The organism is Methylomonas methanica (assembly GCF_001644035.1).
Lineage (GTDB): Bacteria > Pseudomonadota > Gammaproteobacteria > Methylococcales > Methylomonadaceae > Methylomonas > Methylomonas methanica_A.
Map to the genome: position 1 here is coordinate 1 of NZ_LUUG01000046.1, position 15,986 is coordinate 15,986.

A 15,986-nucleotide genomic window follows, 5' to 3' on the forward strand; every position below is an offset into this window, starting at 1 on the left:
ACGGCGCTTTAACCGCGATTACTGATAAGCCAACAGACTCGTAAAGCCAGCCATTCCTTGACCAAAGCCCCGCAACCACTTAACGCCATAGAGGAACGCACCATGTCCATACCCACCGAATCCATAGGCAGCATTCCCCGTCCGCCGCAATTGCTCGAAGCACTCCGGGAATTTCGCGCGGGCCGCCTATCGCAACAACGACTCGATGCCTGCTACGACGAAGCGGTACGCGACACCCTGCAACGTTTTGCGGACACCGGTTCACCGGTAATCTCCGACGGCGAACAGACCAAGTCGAGTTTCGCCACCTACCCCTTACAAGGTTTGCGCAACATCGCCGAGGACGGCATCGTGATCCCGTTTGCCGACGGCCACACCCGGCAATTGCCCCGATTAACCGCCGGGCCGTTTCGCTACGGCGTCTATGCCGGCGCATTTGTGCAGGCCGCCAAACGTTACACCACGCGCCCACTCAAGCAGGCGGTGATTTCAGCTTCCGCCTTGAGCCTGCTTTATCCGCCAGAAGGCATAGCCGCTTACTCACGAGAAGCGTTCATTGATGACTTGATCAAGGAAACGGTGGCGGATATTCGCGGCTGTTTGGATCAGGGCGCGCACCATGTGCAAATCGATTTCACCGAAGGGCGCTTGTCGGTCAAACTTGATCCGTCCAAGCAATTGCTGCGACAGTTTATCGAGCTGAACAACCGGGTATTGGCGCACTTTAGCCCGGAACAACGCCAACGCATCGGCGTGCATACCTGTCCCGGCGGCGATCATGACTCCACGCACAGCGCCGATGTCGATTACGCCGACCTGCTGCCGAGCTTGTTCCAGCTCGAAGCCGGTAATTTCTACATGCAGATGGCCAGCGAAAAAAATCCGGAACACGTATTAGCCATCATCAAGGACAATCTTCGTCCTAACCAACGGGTGTTTGTTGGCGTGATCGACGTGCTGAATCCTGACGTGGAAACACCGGAATTGGTGAGGGATCGCGTATTGCGCGCCGCCGAGTACATACCGTTGCATCAGCTCGGCACCACCGACGACTGCGGCTTTTCGCCTTTCGAAGACGACACCTCGACTGGCCGGGACACGGCATTCGCCAAAATCGAAGCCCGCGTTATCGGCACGGAACTGGCTGCTAAGGTGTTGAATAGCTGAATGCGGTGCGATTTGCGGTTCGAACGGGCCACAAATCGCAATGACTAACGGGTAATGCACCGAATGTTAAACGAATGCATGCGACGTAATAAGGCTACGACAATTGAGTTCCCTTGGATTACGCCCTACAGCAATAATTTACATTAACGTAATATTTGAAATGGCCCGGCAACCCGGTCACGGACAACTCGGATCCCAAACCAGGCGCCCTATGTTGGTTAAATCGACGTTTTTATTCACCGGACATTCCGGGCAATCCTGGCGATTGGGGCGATTGTGACAATTCCCGCATTGGCGGATCAACATGTCCGCCCGCTCCAGATCGCGATCCAGTTCCTCCAAATCATTCAATAATCCCCGAATTCTGATACGCAAATCATGCAGGAGTGGCTGCATCGCGGCTGATGCTTCTTTGCCGGAAGCACATTGCTGTCGGGTTTGAGCGAGCTTTTGCACCGATTCCAGCTCGATGCCGACCCGACCAAGCTGCAACGCGATAGCCATGCGCTTCAAATCTTTCCGGGCATAAAGACGGGTGCCGCCCTCGGTGCGGTCAGGAGCGATCAGTCCAAGTTCCTCGTAAAGGCGAATGGTTCTTGGCGTGGTGCCAAGTTCATCGGCCAATTCACCGATTTTAAGAACATCGCGCTGGTGTTTAGGCGGCAGGCGCATAATGGGTTACAAAATATAAGGTAGACGTCACATAGTGTAGGTATTGCACTAACCGAACACAAATTTTGCCTATCAGGATTGCCTGAAAGAATCTTGATCTACTAAGTGGCGATGATGTCTATTAAACCAGTGAAATTAAATTTGCCGAGATAGTTGTCAGGAATGACTGGCAAACACGACTAACAGGCAAGCCCAATAGTACTTAAGGAACATAAATGTTTAGCCAGACAAACCGCCAACACCCTTCGAAGCCTAGCCCACTCAGAATTGGTAGGTCGGCATGAAAACCTCCAGACTTTTGTTATTGCTGGGTATTGCCGCATTGGTGGCAACATTTTTTGCCTTGGACTTGCAGCACTATCTGACGCTGGATAACTTGAAGGCGCAGCAGACCGGTATCGCCGATTACCGTCAGGCTCACCCAATGCTAGCGTCGGCACTGTATGCCGCGCTGTATATCGCGGTCACTGCGCTGTCATTACCGGGGGCGACGATATTGACCCTGGCCGGCGGCGCGGTATTCGGGGTGTTATGGGGTACGCTGATAGTGTCGTTCGCCTCCAGCATCGGCGCTACGCTGGCATTTCTGGCCGCACGGTTTTTGTTGCGCGACTGGGTCAAATCCCGATTTAGCACCCGATTACAAGCCATTGATGAGGGTGTGAGCCGCGACGGCGCCTTTTATTTGTTTACCTTGCGATTAGTGCCGTTGTTTCCGTTTTTCATGATCAATCTGGCGATGGGTTTGACGCCGATCAAGACCAGGACGTTTTACTGGGTCAGTCAGGTCGGCATGTTGGCCGGCACCTTGGTGTACGTCAATGCCGGCACCCAGTTGGCGAAAGTCGAGTCGCTCTCCGGTATTCTGTCTCCAAGCTTGCTGGGTTCGTTTGCCTTGCTCGGCGTGTTTCCTTTGTTGACCAAGAAAATGCTCGAATTTTTCAAACAACGCAAAATTTACGCGGACTGGCCTAAGCCCGACCGTTTCGACAACAATTTGCTGGTCATCGGCGCCGGTGCTGGCGGTTTGGTGTCGGCCTATATCGCCGCCGCCGTCAAAGCCAAAGTGACGCTGATAGAAAAACACAAAATGGGCGGTGACTGCCTGAACACCGGTTGCGTGCCGTCCAAGGCGCTGATCCGTTCGGCCAAGTTGCTGTCGCATATCAAACGCGCGCCCGAGTTCGGCATCGCCAAAACCGAGGTGGAATTCGATTTCGCCGCCGTGATGGATCGGGTACAACAGGTGATCAAAACCGTAGCACCGCACGATTCCATGGAACGATATACCGAGCTGGGCGTGGAGGTCATCGAAGGTTCGGCTAAAATCGTTTCGCCCTGGGCGGTGGACGTCACGACAGCCGACGGCGTCAAAACCCTCACCAGCCGTGCTATCGTCATCGCCGCCGGCGCCCGGCCCTTCGTGCCGCCGATTCCCGGACTGGAAAACATCGATTATCTGACTTCGGATAACATCTGGAACTTGCGCGAATTACCCAAGCGCCTGCTGGTGCTAGGCGGCGGGCCGATAGGCTGCGAGTTGACGCAAACCTTCGCCCGCCTGGGCAGCAAGGTCACCCAGGTGGAAATGGCGCCGCGCCTTATGCTGCGGGAGGATGCGGAGGTGTCTGACATCATCCAGGCCCGCTTCCAGGCGGAAGGCGTGGATGTCAAAATCAACCACACCGCCAAGGAACTCATCGTCGAAAACGGCGAATACATTATGCTGGCGGAACACGACGGGCAAATCGTCAAAATTGCCTTCGATAAAGTGCTGATCGCCATCGGTCGCGCCGCCAATGTACAAGGCTATGGCGTCGAGGAACTGGGCATTGCCTTGTCGCCGCGCAACACCCTGGAAACCAACCCGTTCCAGCAAACCAACTATCCGAATATTTTCGCCGTCGGCGATGTGGCGGGGCCGTATCAGTTTACCCACACCGCCGCGCATCAGGCTTGGTATGCGGCGGTCAACGCCTTATTCGGACATTTTAAAAAGTTTCGTACCGATTATTCGGTGATCCCCTGGTCGACCTTTACCGATCCGGAAGTGGCGCGAGTGGGTCTGAACGAACAGGATGCGCAAGCGCAGAATATCGCTTATGAAGTCTCAACCTACGGCCTCGACGATCTGGATCGGGCGATTGCCGATGGCGAGGCCCATGGCTTTGTCAAAGTGCTGACCGTGCCCGGCAAGGACAAAATCCTCGGCGTAACCATCGTCGGCGAACATGCCGGCGATTTGTTGGCGGAATTCGTGCTGGCGATGAAACACGGCATCGGCCTGAACAAGATTTTAGGCACCATTCACATCTATCCAACCCTGGCAGAAGCGAATAAATATGTGGCCGGCGTCTGGAAACGCAATCACGCGCCCAAGCGTGTGCTGGCATGGTTGGGCCGTTATCACGCCTGGCGGCGCAAGGTTTGAGCCATGCAAACGCTTTTCCCCGACAGCGTGCTGCTGATTTTTTGCAAAGCGCCAAATCCCGGCCAAGTCAAAACCCGGCTGCAACCGACCTTAAGCGCCGAACAGGCTGCCAAAGCACATAAGCAGTTGACCTATATGACGCTGGACCGGGCCTTCCAGCAGCCTCTGTGCGCTGTTGAACTCCACTGCGCGCCAGACGCCAGCCATGCCTTTTTTCAGGATTGCGCGCGCCGTTATCCGCTGACATTGAAGTTGCAACACGGCGCCGATCTGGGTGAACGCATGCATCGCGCTTTCGATGATGCACTTGGCCGATACCGGCATGCATTGCTGATGGGTTGCGATTGCCCCAGTCTTTCCGGTGGCGACCTACGTCGGGCACTGACGGCGTTACACGAAGGCCACGATGCGGTCGTTGCACCGGCCGACGATGGCGGTTACGTCATGATCGGTTTAAACGAGGCACAACCGAGACTGTTCAGCAACATGAACTGGGGTCATGACCAGGTGATGTCTTCCACCCGTCGTCGGTCAGAAGACATCGGCTTGAAGGTTTACGAACTGGACAGTCAGTGGGACGTGGATACCTATCAGGACTGGCAACGTTATTTAGAGTTAACAAATCGCTGAGACGAAATGGCATTCCCCCAAAGGTTTCTTTAACTGTTTATGCATACAAAAAAGCCGAAATGCACCAATTGCACGGAATTGGCGCATTTGAGCTATGGCGAAAACAATCAACCCTTTAAGCGCATTTCTGGCTGCTGCAATGCGCCGGTTCGTCCCAAGCTTCGGCCTGGAATGCGGTGTCCAACGGGGTATTGATAATATGGTTGGTGTAGTTGCTGAGGGTTTTGAACGCCACGCCCAACACCACTTCCAAAACCTGCGCCCGGCTGTAGCCTGCCGTGATAAATTTGTCCAAGGTTTGACCGCAAACTACGCCGCGGTTTTTTACCACTGCACGGGCAAATCCGGCCAATGCCTCCAATTTGCTGTCAGGCAGCGGTTTACCGTTGCGTAAGGCTTCGACAATCGCCGGATCGGCTTTGACCATGTGTTTGGCGATCATCGAATGCGCGGCGACACAATAAGTGCAATGATTCTCGGCGCTGATGGCCAGCAAAATGACTTGCTGTTCGGTCGGGCTAAACGACGTTTGGTCAAACAAGGCCGTCAACTCGATGTAAGCTTTCAGAGCCGCCGGCGCTTCGGCCAAACCGCCATGCAAATTGGGCACGAAGCCGTATTTTTTCAACGAGCCTTCCAGTAAAGGTTTTGCCGTGGCATTGGCGGTCAGGATGGAATGAATTTGAAATTGGGACATGATGTCTCTCCTTTAATTTATAAACATGAGGTGTAATGCCGATGCGAATTCGTTTCGACGGGAATAGGTTAAGAAAAACCATTGGTTCATCCCATGCGCACACTTCCGGCGTACTTGTCCGATATTCCGGGAGTAAACGATGGATGCCTTGACCCCGTTGATCAATGGTTTGAATCTGCACGCCAAATTGGTCTATTCGGGTGGGGTGTGCGGGCGCTGGTTGATGGACCACAACTCACAGACCTCGGTCTGGTTTCACTTGGTCAGCAAGGGACGCGGTTTTGTCCACTCACCACGCTGGCCTGAGCCATTGCGGCTGGATACCGGCGATTTGATTCTGTTTTTGCCGCATGCAGCCCGGCATTTTTTGTCTTATAGCGCCGAGCATTTGCCAAACGACGCTAACGATACCCAAATGACTCCATGGCTGGAGGGCGAGGCCGGTTTCGTTTGCGGGGAAATTCAACTGGCCACCCCAAAATCCCTGTTATGGCAAGCGCTGCCGGCCGAAATCGTGATCCGGCAAAACCAGAGCGGGACTATCCTGACGCGTTTACTTGAACTGGTGGTAGCTGAAGCGTCAACACCGCGTTTTGGCAGCGATTCAATCGTGGAGCGCTTGTGTGATAGTTTGTTCGTATTGGCGATTCGTCATTGCATCGAGCAAGACTGGGTCCGCGAGGGTGTGTTTGCTGCCATGCAGGACAAGCGCCTGGCCAAAGCGCTGAGCTTGATTCACGAACAGCCTTGGCATGCCTGGACGCTCAGCGAATTATGTACCCAGGCCGGTGTTTCCAAGTCAGTGTTATCGGAGAAATTTACCTCCTTGATCGGCCATTCGCCCATCGAATACCTAACGCTATGGCGCTTGCAAATCGCTGCTCACTGGCTAATGGAACCCAACATGAGTGTAGAACGCGTTGCAGAAAGAAGCGGTTACGAGTCGGTGCCGGCCTTCAGCAAAGCCTTTAAGCGTCACCTTGGCGTATCGCCCGGAACGTTCCGGAAAAGTTAAAAGGCGCTCGTCAGTTCAACGCCAATTCTGCCCGAAGCCTTTCAACCATCAAATCGACGAACGATCGAATTTTCGCCGACGAGTGGCGGCCTTCGCGGTGCAGGATATGCACAGGAACCGGCGGGCTTTCGAATTCGCCGAGCACGATTTTTAGTTTGCCGGTTTGTAACGGCGCGGCGATTTGATAATTCAGCAGGCGGGTGATGCCCAATCCGGCCATGGCGGCGCTGGCCGCCGAGTCGTTGTCGCTGACACTCAACATCGGTTGCAATTTGACCGTCTGCACCTGTCCATCGTACTGAAAGCGCATCTCGTTGTGCGGATTTAGACCGCGTGCCAGAATGATGCGATGTTCGGTTAATTCGTCCGGCGTTTGCGGTATGCCGTGTTCGGCCAGATACTCCGGCGAGGCACACAATACCCGCCGCACCGAGCCAACCCGTAGCGAACGGTACGAGGAATCGGGCAATTCTGCGATGCGGACCGCCACATCCACCCCTTCCTCCAGCATATTGACCACCCGGTCGACAAACAAAGCATTGACTTCCACCGCCGGATAGCGACGCAAATACGCGACAATACCCGGCATGATGAACAAACGACCGAACAGCACTGAGGCTGTGACGGTGAGTTGGCCGCGCGGCTCGGCATTGATGCCCAGCGCCGCGTCGTCGGCTTCATCGGCCAAGGCGATGATGCGTTTGGCGTCCTCGTAATATTTCTGACCGGCTTCGGTCATGCGCACGTAGCGGGTGGTACGGTTCAGTAATTTAACGCCCAAGCGTTCTTCCAACGCCGCCACCGCTCGCGTCACGGCCGGTGGTGACATGTGGAGCTTACGCGCACCGCCGGCAAAGCCTTCCGCCTCGACCACCGCGACATACACGCTCATTAAATGCAGACGATCCATTGATAATTCCTATTATCGGAATAGTTAATTGGAAATTATAGATATTCTTTATTTTTATGCAATAAGACACACTGTACCCGCCTGCTGAATTTAACCCAGGCATACGACAACCTATTTCATTTTTTGGAGAACACTCATGAGCCGTATTACCAGCGTTAGCAACGAAACCGCCAATATCGAACAACGTGCCCTGTTTGAAGCCATCCAAGGTCAATTGGGTATGGTGCCCAATTTTCTGCGTGTATTCGCCCATTCGCCGGATGCCTTGAAAGCCTTCCTCGGTTTGCATCACATCGCCAATCACGGTTCGCTGGATGCCAGCACCCGCGAACGGATTGCATTGGCGCTGGCACAGCAGAACCAATGCGCATACTGCTTATCCGCCCATACCGCCATCGGTCGCGAAACCGGTTTGAATGGCGCGGAAATCGAAGCCAACCGGGCTGGTACCAGCCAGGACGCCAAAGCGGCGGTCGCGGTCCATTTCGCCCGCGCCTTGGTCGAGCATAAAGGCGAGGTGACCAATACCGAACTACAAGCGATGCGCGATGCCGGTTTCAGCGAGGCCGACATCGTCGAGGTGATCACCCATGTCGGCATGAATATCCTCACCAATATTTTGGGCAAAGCCAGCCGGGTCGACATTGACTTCCCGAAAGTCGAGTTAAAACAAGCCGCTTAAAGCCTAACCGGGCGAAGCGCAGAGATGGCGTTTGGCCCGGTTTATTGCGCTGATTGGAATAAGGTATTTCAAATTATGACTATTCAGCACAGCTGATGATTGTGCCAGAGTAGCCATCAACATTTCACCCCGTCCGGAGTAAAGACCATGGCCCGTGCGTTTGCCAAGATCAGCTTCACCCCCAACGTCCAAGCGGTACAAACCGAAATGGGCAGTCGCACGGCCTACCGGACAGCCGAACTGGGCGACACCGAAACAGTGGCTTTGAGCGAATTCGAACAAGCCTTCATCACCGAACGCGATAGCTTTTATCAAGCCACCGTCAGCGAATCCGGTTGGCCTTATGTCCAACATCGCGGCGGACCGGCGGGATTTTTGAAAGTATTGGATGAACAAACCATTGGTTACGCCGATTTCAGCGGTAATCGCCAATACATTTCGGTGGGCAATTTACGCGGAGATGATCGGGTGAGCTTACTGTTGATGGACTATCCTGGTCGACAACGCTTAAAAATCTGGGGACGAGCACGGGTGGTGGACGAACGTAGTGAACCGGCATTGCTATCCAAGCTAGAACCGACAGACTTTCGTGGCCCAGTTGAGCGCGGCATCGTGATCCGAGTCGAAGCCTTTGATTGGAATTGTCCCAAGTACATCACACCACGTTACAGCCAACGCGAAGTCGAAGCGCTATTGGAGCAAACCCGGCCTCAACAACAAACCAATCCGGTAGCACCGCAAGCGCCCATTGTTTTGGGAAACGGCGCATTGCCCTTGACCATCCGCGGGATTCGCCAGTTAACACCGCGCATTCGCGCTTACGAATTACGCCATGCCGACGGCGAGTCGCTGCCGAACTACCGGGCAGGGGCGCATATCCGCGTGCCGATCATCCTGCCGGACGGTAGCGTCACCTCCCGCACCTATTCGCTAACCGACACGCCGGAGGATCCGGATTGCTATCACATCGCAGTTTTGCGTGTCGACGATGGCGAAGGCGGCTCGTCGGCATTGCACGACGGCTGGCAATTGGGTAGCCGCATCAACGTCGATGCGCCGGAAAACTATTTTCCATTACACGATGATGACCGCCCTACATTGTTAATTGCCGGGGGTATTGGCATCACACCCATCAAAGCCATGGCCGAAAGCTTGGCCGCACGGAATACGGAATTTCAACTGCATTACACCGGCCGAGCGCCGCAAGACATGGCCTTTGTTAAAGACTTGCAACGGCAGTTTTCCGATCGATGCCGGTTTTATTTCAGCCAGGCGCAAAGCCCTATCCGGTTGGACGTATCGGCGCTGCTTGCTAACGTATCCGCAGATACCGTCATTTATGTCTGCGGCCCACCCCGTCTGATTGACAGTGTGCGCCAAACCGCTCGCCAACTCGGCATTGCAGACGACAGAGTGCAATTTGAGAGCTTTAATTAACCGAAGGAGTCCAACATGATTACCCTGTACGACATGCCACTATCAGGCAACTGCCACAAAGTTCGCTTACTACTGAGTTTGCTGGCTTTGCCCTATCAAATCCAAGCCGTGGATTTACGCGGCGGCGAGCAGCGCGGCCCGGAACATTTGCAACGCAACCCATTCGCCCAGGTGCCGGTGTTGGATGACGAGGGCCTAATCATCCGCGACAGTCAGGCCATTTTGGTGTATCTGGCCAAACGTTACGGCGGGGAACGGTGGTGGTCGGACGATGCTTACTCGTTGGCGCAGATCGCCGCCTGGTTATCGACCGCCGCCAACGAAGTTGCTAACGGTCCTGCCAAACTGCGCGTACACCATAAATTCGGTAGTCCTATCGATACGGCAACGGCCCGGCAAACCGCCGACAAAGTGCTGGGCATTATCGACCGCCATCTGCAAAGCCGCGATTGGCTGGTCGGCGATTCGGTATCCATCGCCGACATCGCTGTCTACCCCTATTTGGCGTTGGCGCCGGAAGGCGGTTTGGACATCGGAGCCTTCCCCAACATCATCGCCTGGTTCCAACGCATTCGCGCATTGCCCGGTTACATGACCATGCCCGGCATGTGGCAAGAATAAATCAATTCCTTTTCATCACGGAGAAACATCATGACCCAAGAAATCAAAGCCCCCGTCCCGCCCTTTACCGCTGAAACCGCCGCGCAAAAAGTACGCATGGCCGAAGACGCCTGGAACTCGCGCGATCCGGACCGCGTCGCCTTGGTCTATACCGAAGACACGCTCTGGCGTAACCGTGCCGAGTTTCCGCAAGGCCGCGAACAAGTCCATCAGTTTTTGCAACGCAAATGGGTCAAAGAATTGGACTATCGCTTGATCAAGGAATTGTGGGCATTTACCGACCACCGCATTGCCGTGCGCTTTGCCTACGAATGGCACGACGATTCCGGTCAGTGGTTCCGCAGCTACGGCAACGAAAATTGGGAATTCAACCCGCAAGGTTTCATGCAAAGGCGCTTTGCCAGTATCAATGATTTGCCTATCAAAGAAGAACAGCGCTTGTTCCACTGGCCATTGGGCCGCCGTCCCGACGATCATGCCAGTTTGAGCGATTTGGGGTTATAAATGGTCGATTGACGGTGCGATTGAGCCATCTTCGGGAAACGTCTTGACAATATTAGCCTCGGAGAGGATTGCATCCGAGATCAAGCTAAAGGCCTTTAAAGTTTAGAACTCTCAACCTACCGTCAATTTTTACAGCTAATCGCGAATTCGTCATCAGCTGCAAACGACCTCCTTAAAATCCGCTTCACAATAATGACCATCCCAACCGGAGGTCATTATGGAACCCGTTGCCATTCCCCAATCGATAGACGATCCGATTCACATTTTGCTGTGGAGTGCGGATGAAATTGTGCCTTTCATGGTCAGCATGCTGACGGGTATGCTCATCGACCAATTCATTCCTGCTTTGGCCATTGGCCTGATCGCCGTGAAGTTTTATCGCCGCTTTCGCGATAACCGCCCAGATGGCTATACCTTGCATGCCTTGTATTGGTTAGGCCTTTTGCCCAGTCGAGCATTGACCATTCCCAATCCGTATATTCGGATCTTCCTGCCATGAGGTTGTCGGATTTTCTACAGACCTGGGACGGGCATGAGACCGAAAATCGCTTCAGTCGGGTCATTATCATCGGCCTGCTGGTGATTTGTGTCATTACCTCACTGGCGGCCTGGCGTACCGAGCGCAGTATCATTTTAGTACCGCCCACGTTGAGTCAAGAAGTAGAAGTAACACGCAGTAGCGCCTCTAGTGAGTTCAAAGAGTCTTGGGGTTTATACATGGCGGAATTACTCGGCAACACCACGCCAGCCAATGCCGATTTTCTGAAGGTAGCCATCGAGCCTCTATTGGCGCCGGACATTTATCGCAGTGTCTTGGATGCCATGACCGATCAAATCAAGGCCATCAAGATGGATCGGGTGGCGATCAGCTTCACGCCTCGTCATGTCGATTATGAAACCGAGACCAACAAAGTCTTCGTCAGCGGCGAACTGAAAAGCCAAGGCCCCAGTTCCAAACCCGACATCAAGCCGCGCACCTACGAATTCATCATCACCATCAAGAACTACCGGCCACGTCTGGAGTTCATTGATGTTTACCCCGATTCGCCCAGAACATTGGATCGTTTGAAAGCGACCCAAGGCCAAACCCGCGAGGCTCAACCATGAAACGATCATTCCCGCCATTTTGGTTACTGTTGACGATTAGCGCCCCCTTGTCTGCCAACGAATTACCGATCACCGTGCTGCCGCCAGTGACTACCGTAGCCGATCGATCATCATCGCCACAGCCACCCGCCAATCAAAATCAGGATTTTGGCATCGAGCTGCCGTCGGTGGATGCCAGTGTATTGCAGACAGCCAAGCAACAGGCGGCAGCCACATCGACAACGTCCGTCGCTCCGCAACACATTCAAGTCAAACCTGGCATTAACGAATTAATGCCGATTGCCGTCGGCCACTTGAATCGTCTGGTCACGCCGTTCGAGCATCCGGTGGTCACGACCACCAGTCAGGCCACCACCAGTACAAAAGGCAAAATCGTTTATGTCGCCACCGCCGACGAAACACCGGTCACTTTATATATCACCCCCGGCGACAATCAAGACATCGCCTTATCGCTGACCTTGATCCCCAAACGCATTCCAGCACGGGAAATCCATCTCAGTCTGGATAAAGACAGCTACAAGCTGTTGAGCAAACTGCAATCGCCCAGTACGTCTTCAGGCAAAACCAGCGATCAGGAACAAGCTTACATCGCCCAAATTAAAAAGCTATTCCGCGACCTGGGTCTGCAAAAGACACCGCCTGGTTTTTCCCTACGCGATCCGAGTAAGAGCGAACATATTCAGTGCTTGCAAGATCGGGTACAGATTAAGACCGGTCAAGTATTGGAAGGTCACGACATGTTGATACTGGTCGGTCTGGCTCGTAATACCGGCATGGAGCCTCTTGAGTTTGACGAGCGATCTTGTGCAACGACCCAAGACGAGGTGTTAGCTGTTGCCAGCTGGCCCAAAGTCGTACTGGGACAGAACGAATCTACCGAACTCTATGTTGCGGTCAGACATGCTCCAGAAGAATCATCGACGCTCAGACCGTCATTGCTCAAAGGGAGTCAACCCTGATGGCCGGCATGGACAACTGGTGGTCACGTTTGAGTCCTACCGCCAAGCGCAATGTTGCGGTAGGCAGTATCGGCACCGTGCTATTGGCAACCATTATTGCTCTAGCATCAGTGTCACCAGAGATCGCCAAGCCCACCAGTAAACAGGCGACGATACAGCACATCCTGACCGACAGCGATCCTCGTTCTTTAGGCATTGACGGCATTTCCTCCCAGCTTCGCGATCTGCTGCAAAAAAACGAAGAGCAAGGACGGCGGTTAGCGGCGATTGAGGAACAGCAAAAACGCGAGCAGCAATCCGACGAACTGCGTTTCAAGCAATGGACTAGCGCTGAACGGGAAGCCTATGAAGCTAAACTCCAAGCTGTTAGCGGTGAAGTCGAGTCGTTAAAAAACAAAACCACAGTAACGCCGCCTACAGAGAGTGTTGATCCTAATGCATTGCCTGGCAACAACACAGCACTGCCCAATTATGCTGGCCACCGTTACAACTCGACTAGGCCCAACACCGCGCAAGAAGATCTGAACAGCGTGTTTGAACAGGCGGCGATTCCTACACCTACAACTGGCAATGCCGGTGTCTCGGGCGGACGAACCAATGCCAATGCACAAGCGCCTGCAGCGATGCAGATTCGCGTGATCCAGGAAGACAAATCGTCTAAATCGACCACAGATGCCAAAGCAACGGGCGAGAGTAGTGCCACTCATTCTACCCACAACGACGTATTCATCCCTGCCGGTAGCATTCTGACTGGCGTGTTATTGAACGGCCTGGATGCACCTACCGGCAAAAAAGCAAAAAAAGAACCGATGCCGGTGCTGTTCCGCATCAAGAAGGAAGCCATTCTGCCCAACCGCTTTCACGCCGATGTCCGCGAGTGCTTTCTGTTGGCCGCCGGCTTCGGCGACTTGAGTGCCGAGCGCGCCTATTTTCGTGGCGAGACCTTTTCCTGTGTGCGCCAAGACGGTGGCGTGATCGAAGTACCGATGAATGCTTATGCCACCGGCGAAGATGGCAAAAACGGGGTGCGCGGTCGCGTCGTGTCCAAACAAGGCGCGTTATTGGCGCAATCGATGATGGCCGGATTCCTGAGAGGCTTTTCCGATGCTTTTGGCCGCAATCAGATTCCGGTGTTGATGACCGGCGGCCTAGGCAGTCTGGCGGGCAGTACACCGTTCCAAAGTGCCTTTTCCTCGCAGTCGATGGAAGGCGGCGCACTGAAAGGTGCCGGTTATGCGATGGAGCGGCTGTCGCATTTTTACATGGATATGGCCGAAGAGATTTACCCGGTCATCGAAGTCGACGCCACCCGCCAAGTCAATTTCATCGTGCAGAAAGGCACGGCATTGAAATTGAAAACCGCTAGCTGATTCCTCAACCCAAGATCCGGAATGATTTTATGACCCTACGCCAGACCAGCTTACTACTTCCATTATTTTTATCGGCTTCAGCTGCATTAGCTACCACCCCACCCAAACCTAATGCATCTGACATTGCCGCCAGCTTACTGTCGATCAAAATCGACGGCATGCAGGATTTGCCGATCAGCGGATTGAAGATGGTCAAGACCGGCGCACAAACGGTGTTCATTTCCAATAATGGTCGCTTTGCCTTTTACGGCGGCAAGCTAATGGATGTCTGGACCCAGCAGGAAATCAAGGATCTGCCTGACATCGACAAAATCGCCAATCGCATCGATCTGTCGCGGATGAAACTCAACGTCGATGACTTGGGACCAGTCACGGTCGGACATGGTAAAGAGTCGGTTTTGGTGTTCATCGATCCGCGTTGCCCTTATTGCGGCAAGGTCATGAAAGACCTGCAAACCTTGCAGGACAAATACACCTTCAAGCTGGTGATGGTGCCGATCCTCGGTGCCGAATCGCAAAACATCGTCGTGCAACTGGCGTGTCAGTTGGGTTCAGCGGATGTCAAAACCAAGGAATCCGTGCGCGAACGACTGTTGAAACAGGATTACGCCGGGTTACCGACCGAACAACCCACGCAATGTAACAAAGAACCGTTACAGAAAACCATCGTTACCGCCAAGCTGTTTGGTTTGCAAGGGGTGCCGTTTCTGATTGCCCCAGATGGTCGCACTCATAGCGGCGCACCTGAAGCTCTGGCCGATTGGTTGGCCAATAAACCCAATGCCGTATCCGTATCCGCCGCAACCGCTACTGAACCTACGAAAGTGGAGAAAAAGCCATGAAACGTTACTGCCCGTTTCCGTTACTCCTTTCCAGCTTGATGTTGGTACTTGTCACTGGCTGCGCAACCCAATATGGCTGTAAAGGTATGCCGGACGAACCGCAGTGTTTGTCGACCACACAAGCCTATCAAGTCACTAACCCTGCCTTGGCGGAACCATCAGTCGAACAGGACACGCCTATTGAACCTCAACTTCAGCCGAGCCCACCCTTACAACAACCCGTACCGAAGATCGATGACCCCACGCCGATTCGCACCCCGTCGCAAGTCATGCGGATCTGGATCGCGCCTTGGGAAGATGCCGAGGGCGATTTGATGGTGTCGAACTATGTCTATACCGAATTGGAGCCCAGACGCTGGATGATTGGCAAGTCGGCACCGACTTTGAGCCCATCGCTCATTCCGCTGCAAGTCGAGCAAAGGCCACCTGAAAAACATCAGGCATTGGATAACGATGATTTGGAATCGCGTGGTTTGCCATCCACGCTGAACAGCCCAGCCGCCAAAAACTAAATTCTTCACCGCCGTGACCTTCGGGATCGGCGAGTCTTAGCGGGCGACCGCTGATGTTGAGCCGGAGCAAGCTTCCGAGATCGGACGGGTAACTGTCGTCATTCAACTATGAGGTCGTCTTGTATGAAAGTGTCCTATCGAACCGGGGTTCTAGTCGCCCTGGCTTCCTTGTTTTTTGTGTTGTTGGCGCCCGACGCCATGGCCGGTGCCGGCGGCACCGAGTTCAACAACGTCTGGACCTTGCTGACCGGTTGGGTCGAAGGTTTGTTGGGTCGGATCATCGCCATCGTCTTCGTGATTGTCGGTCTGGTCGCAGGCGTGGTACGCGGCAGCATCATGGGCTTTGTGCTGGGTATCGCCAGCGGCGTGGGTCTATTTGCGGCACCGACCATCATCACCAATATTGTCACCGCGACACTATAAGGTTGTT

General features: G+C 54.0%; 18 protein-coding genes. 15 read left to right on the forward strand and 3 right to left on the reverse strand.

Translation table 11 applies throughout. From position 1 onward, the window contains the following. Nucleotides 1-102: 102 nt before the first annotated feature. Nucleotides 103-1,167, forward strand: coding sequence for a cobalamin-independent methionine synthase II family protein (locus A1332_RS03350; RefSeq protein ID WP_064007157.1), 1,065 nt, complete (start codon nucleotides 103-105; stop codon nucleotides 1,165-1,167). A gap of 177 nt (nucleotides 1,168-1,344) precedes the next feature. Here A1332_RS03350 and A1332_RS03355 read toward each other — a convergent pair whose 3' ends face one another. After that, nucleotides 1,345-1,839 carry a MerR family transcriptional regulator gene (locus A1332_RS03355; RefSeq protein WP_064007158.1) on the reverse strand — a complete coding sequence of 165 codons (495 nt, stop codon included), beginning with the start codon at nucleotides 1,837-1,839 and terminating at the stop codon, nucleotides 1,345-1,347. A gap of 280 nt (nucleotides 1,840-2,119) precedes the next feature. Here A1332_RS03355 and A1332_RS03360 point away from each other — a divergent pair, with 280 nt between their 5' ends. Both A1332_RS03360 and A1332_RS03365 read left to right on the forward strand, forming a co-directional pair. After that, nucleotides 2,120-4,270 (forward strand): FAD-dependent oxidoreductase, encoded by a 2,151-nt coding sequence (locus A1332_RS03360; RefSeq protein WP_064007159.1) that lies wholly within the window; start codon nucleotides 2,120-2,122, stop codon nucleotides 4,268-4,270. A gap of 3 nt (nucleotides 4,271-4,273) precedes the next feature. Continuing rightward, nucleotides 4,274-4,900, forward strand: a complete 627-nt coding sequence (locus tag A1332_RS03365; RefSeq protein WP_064007160.1) for a TIGR04282 family arsenosugar biosynthesis glycosyltransferase — start codon at nucleotides 4,274-4,276, stop codon at nucleotides 4,898-4,900. A 115-nt stretch (nucleotides 4,901-5,015) separates the two neighbouring features. On the opposite strand, the gene A1332_RS03370 is transcribed toward A1332_RS03365, so the two are convergent. Then, nucleotides 5,016-5,597, reverse strand: a complete 582-nt coding sequence (locus tag A1332_RS03370; protein WP_064007161.1) for a carboxymuconolactone decarboxylase family protein — start codon at nucleotides 5,595-5,597, stop codon at nucleotides 5,016-5,018. Between the two features lie 139 nt (nucleotides 5,598-5,736). Between A1332_RS03370 and A1332_RS03375 the strand changes: the two genes are divergently transcribed. Next, nucleotides 5,737-6,612 (forward strand): helix-turn-helix transcriptional regulator, encoded by an 876-nt coding sequence (locus A1332_RS03375; protein ID WP_064007162.1) that lies wholly within the window; start codon nucleotides 5,737-5,739, stop codon nucleotides 6,610-6,612. A gap of 10 nt (nucleotides 6,613-6,622) precedes the next feature. Here A1332_RS03375 and A1332_RS03380 read toward each other — a convergent pair whose 3' ends face one another. Continuing rightward, nucleotides 6,623-7,522, reverse strand: a complete 900-nt coding sequence (locus A1332_RS03380; protein ID WP_064007163.1) for a LysR family transcriptional regulator — start codon at nucleotides 7,520-7,522, stop codon at nucleotides 6,623-6,625. 136 nt (nucleotides 7,523-7,658) lie between these two features. Here A1332_RS03380 and A1332_RS03385 point away from each other — a divergent pair, with 136 nt between their 5' ends. The 11 genes from A1332_RS03385 to traA all read left to right on the forward strand — a co-directional run bounded on the left by A1332_RS03385 (nucleotide 7,659) and on the right by traA (nucleotide 15,979). Continuing rightward, a complete protein-coding gene (locus tag A1332_RS03385) occupies nucleotides 7,659-8,204 on the forward strand; it encodes a carboxymuconolactone decarboxylase family protein (RefSeq protein ID WP_064007164.1) in 546 nt (181 codons plus the stop codon). A gap of 147 nt (nucleotides 8,205-8,351) precedes the next feature. Further along, nucleotides 8,352-9,641 (forward strand): pyridoxamine 5'-phosphate oxidase family protein, encoded by a 1,290-nt coding sequence (locus A1332_RS03390; RefSeq protein ID WP_064007165.1) that lies wholly within the window; start codon nucleotides 8,352-8,354, stop codon nucleotides 9,639-9,641. Between the two features lie 15 nt (nucleotides 9,642-9,656). Beyond that, on the forward strand, nucleotides 9,657-10,262 hold the full coding sequence (locus tag A1332_RS03395; RefSeq protein ID WP_064007166.1) for a glutathione S-transferase family protein: 606 nt from the start codon (nucleotides 9,657-9,659) through the stop codon (nucleotides 10,260-10,262). A gap of 30 nt (nucleotides 10,263-10,292) precedes the next feature. Next, nucleotides 10,293-10,766: a DUF1348 family protein gene (locus tag A1332_RS03400; protein WP_064007167.1), complete on the forward strand. Its 474-nt coding sequence runs from the start codon at nucleotides 10,293-10,295 to the stop codon at nucleotides 10,764-10,766. Between the two features lie 217 nt (nucleotides 10,767-10,983). Further along, nucleotides 10,984-11,265: a type IV conjugative transfer system protein TraL gene (traL, locus tag A1332_RS03405; RefSeq protein ID WP_064007168.1), complete on the forward strand. Its 282-nt coding sequence runs from the start codon at nucleotides 10,984-10,986 to the stop codon at nucleotides 11,263-11,265. After that, nucleotides 11,262-11,873 carry a TraE/TraK family type IV conjugative transfer system protein gene (locus A1332_RS03410; RefSeq protein WP_064007169.1) on the forward strand — a complete coding sequence of 204 codons (612 nt, stop codon included), beginning with the start codon at nucleotides 11,262-11,264 and terminating at the stop codon, nucleotides 11,871-11,873. The genes traL and A1332_RS03410 overlap by 4 nt, the downstream gene beginning before the upstream one ends. Continuing rightward, nucleotides 11,870-12,832: a TraK domain-containing protein gene (locus A1332_RS03415; RefSeq protein WP_064007170.1), complete on the forward strand. Its 963-nt coding sequence runs from the start codon at nucleotides 11,870-11,872 to the stop codon at nucleotides 12,830-12,832. The genes A1332_RS03410 and A1332_RS03415 overlap by 4 nt, the downstream gene beginning before the upstream one ends. After that, the gene (locus tag A1332_RS03420; protein WP_064007171.1) at nucleotides 12,832-14,202 is read left to right on the forward strand and encodes a TraB/VirB10 family protein; all 1,371 of its coding nucleotides are present in this window, start codon (nucleotides 12,832-12,834) and stop codon (nucleotides 14,200-14,202) included. Before A1332_RS03415 ends, A1332_RS03420 begins: the two co-directional genes overlap by 1 nt. Before the next feature lie 29 nt (nucleotides 14,203-14,231). Beyond that, nucleotides 14,232-15,044: a DsbC family protein gene (locus tag A1332_RS03425; RefSeq protein WP_064007172.1), complete on the forward strand. Its 813-nt coding sequence runs from the start codon at nucleotides 14,232-14,234 to the stop codon at nucleotides 15,042-15,044. Continuing rightward, entirely contained in the window at nucleotides 15,041-15,556 is a 516-nt protein-coding gene (locus tag A1332_RS03430; RefSeq protein ID WP_064007173.1) for a TraV family lipoprotein, read from the forward strand. The genes A1332_RS03425 and A1332_RS03430 overlap by 4 nt, the downstream gene beginning before the upstream one ends. 123 nt (nucleotides 15,557-15,679) lie before the next feature. Beyond that, nucleotides 15,680-15,979, forward strand: coding sequence for a TraA family conjugative transfer protein (gene traA / locus A1332_RS03435; protein WP_026601817.1), 300 nt, complete (start codon nucleotides 15,680-15,682; stop codon nucleotides 15,977-15,979). Nucleotides 15,980-15,986: the final 7 nt, after the last annotated feature.

Coding starts and splice junctions, on each gene's coding strand:
- A1332_RS03390 (WP_064007165.1), top strand. CDS start 8,352: ATGGCCCGTGCGTTTGCCAAGATCAGCTTCACCCCCAACGTCCAAGCG.
- A1332_RS03375 (WP_064007162.1), top strand. CDS start 5,737: ATGGATGCCTTGACCCCGTTGATCAATGGTTTGAATCTGCACGCCAAA.
- A1332_RS03355 (WP_064007158.1), bottom strand. CDS start 1,839: ATGCGCCTGCCGCCTAAACACCAGCGCGATGTTCTTAAAATCGGTGAA.
- traL (WP_064007168.1), top strand. CDS start 10,984: ATGGAACCCGTTGCCATTCCCCAATCGATAGACGATCCGATTCACATT.
- A1332_RS03350 (WP_064007157.1), top strand. CDS start 103: ATGTCCATACCCACCGAATCCATAGGCAGCATTCCCCGTCCGCCGCAA.
- A1332_RS03370 (WP_064007161.1), bottom strand. CDS start 5,597: ATGTCCCAATTTCAAATTCATTCCATCCTGACCGCCAATGCCACGGCA.
- traA (WP_026601817.1), top strand. CDS start 15,680: ATGAAAGTGTCCTATCGAACCGGGGTTCTAGTCGCCCTGGCTTCCTTG.
- A1332_RS03380 (WP_064007163.1), bottom strand. CDS start 7,522: ATGGATCGTCTGCATTTAATGAGCGTGTATGTCGCGGTGGTCGAGGCG.
- A1332_RS03415 (WP_064007170.1), top strand. CDS start 11,870: ATGAAACGATCATTCCCGCCATTTTGGTTACTGTTGACGATTAGCGCC.
- A1332_RS03420 (WP_064007171.1), top strand. CDS start 12,832: ATGGCCGGCATGGACAACTGGTGGTCACGTTTGAGTCCTACCGCCAAG.
- A1332_RS03395 (WP_064007166.1), top strand. CDS start 9,657: ATGATTACCCTGTACGACATGCCACTATCAGGCAACTGCCACAAAGTT.
- A1332_RS03430 (WP_064007173.1), top strand. CDS start 15,041: ATGAAACGTTACTGCCCGTTTCCGTTACTCCTTTCCAGCTTGATGTTG.
- A1332_RS03360 (WP_064007159.1), top strand. CDS start 2,120: ATGAAAACCTCCAGACTTTTGTTATTGCTGGGTATTGCCGCATTGGTG.
- A1332_RS03385 (WP_064007164.1), top strand. CDS start 7,659: ATGAGCCGTATTACCAGCGTTAGCAACGAAACCGCCAATATCGAACAA.
- A1332_RS03410 (WP_064007169.1), top strand. CDS start 11,262: ATGAGGTTGTCGGATTTTCTACAGACCTGGGACGGGCATGAGACCGAA.
- A1332_RS03425 (WP_064007172.1), top strand. CDS start 14,232: ATGACCCTACGCCAGACCAGCTTACTACTTCCATTATTTTTATCGGCT.
- A1332_RS03365 (WP_064007160.1), top strand. CDS start 4,274: ATGCAAACGCTTTTCCCCGACAGCGTGCTGCTGATTTTTTGCAAAGCG.
- A1332_RS03400 (WP_064007167.1), top strand. CDS start 10,293: ATGACCCAAGAAATCAAAGCCCCCGTCCCGCCCTTTACCGCTGAAACC.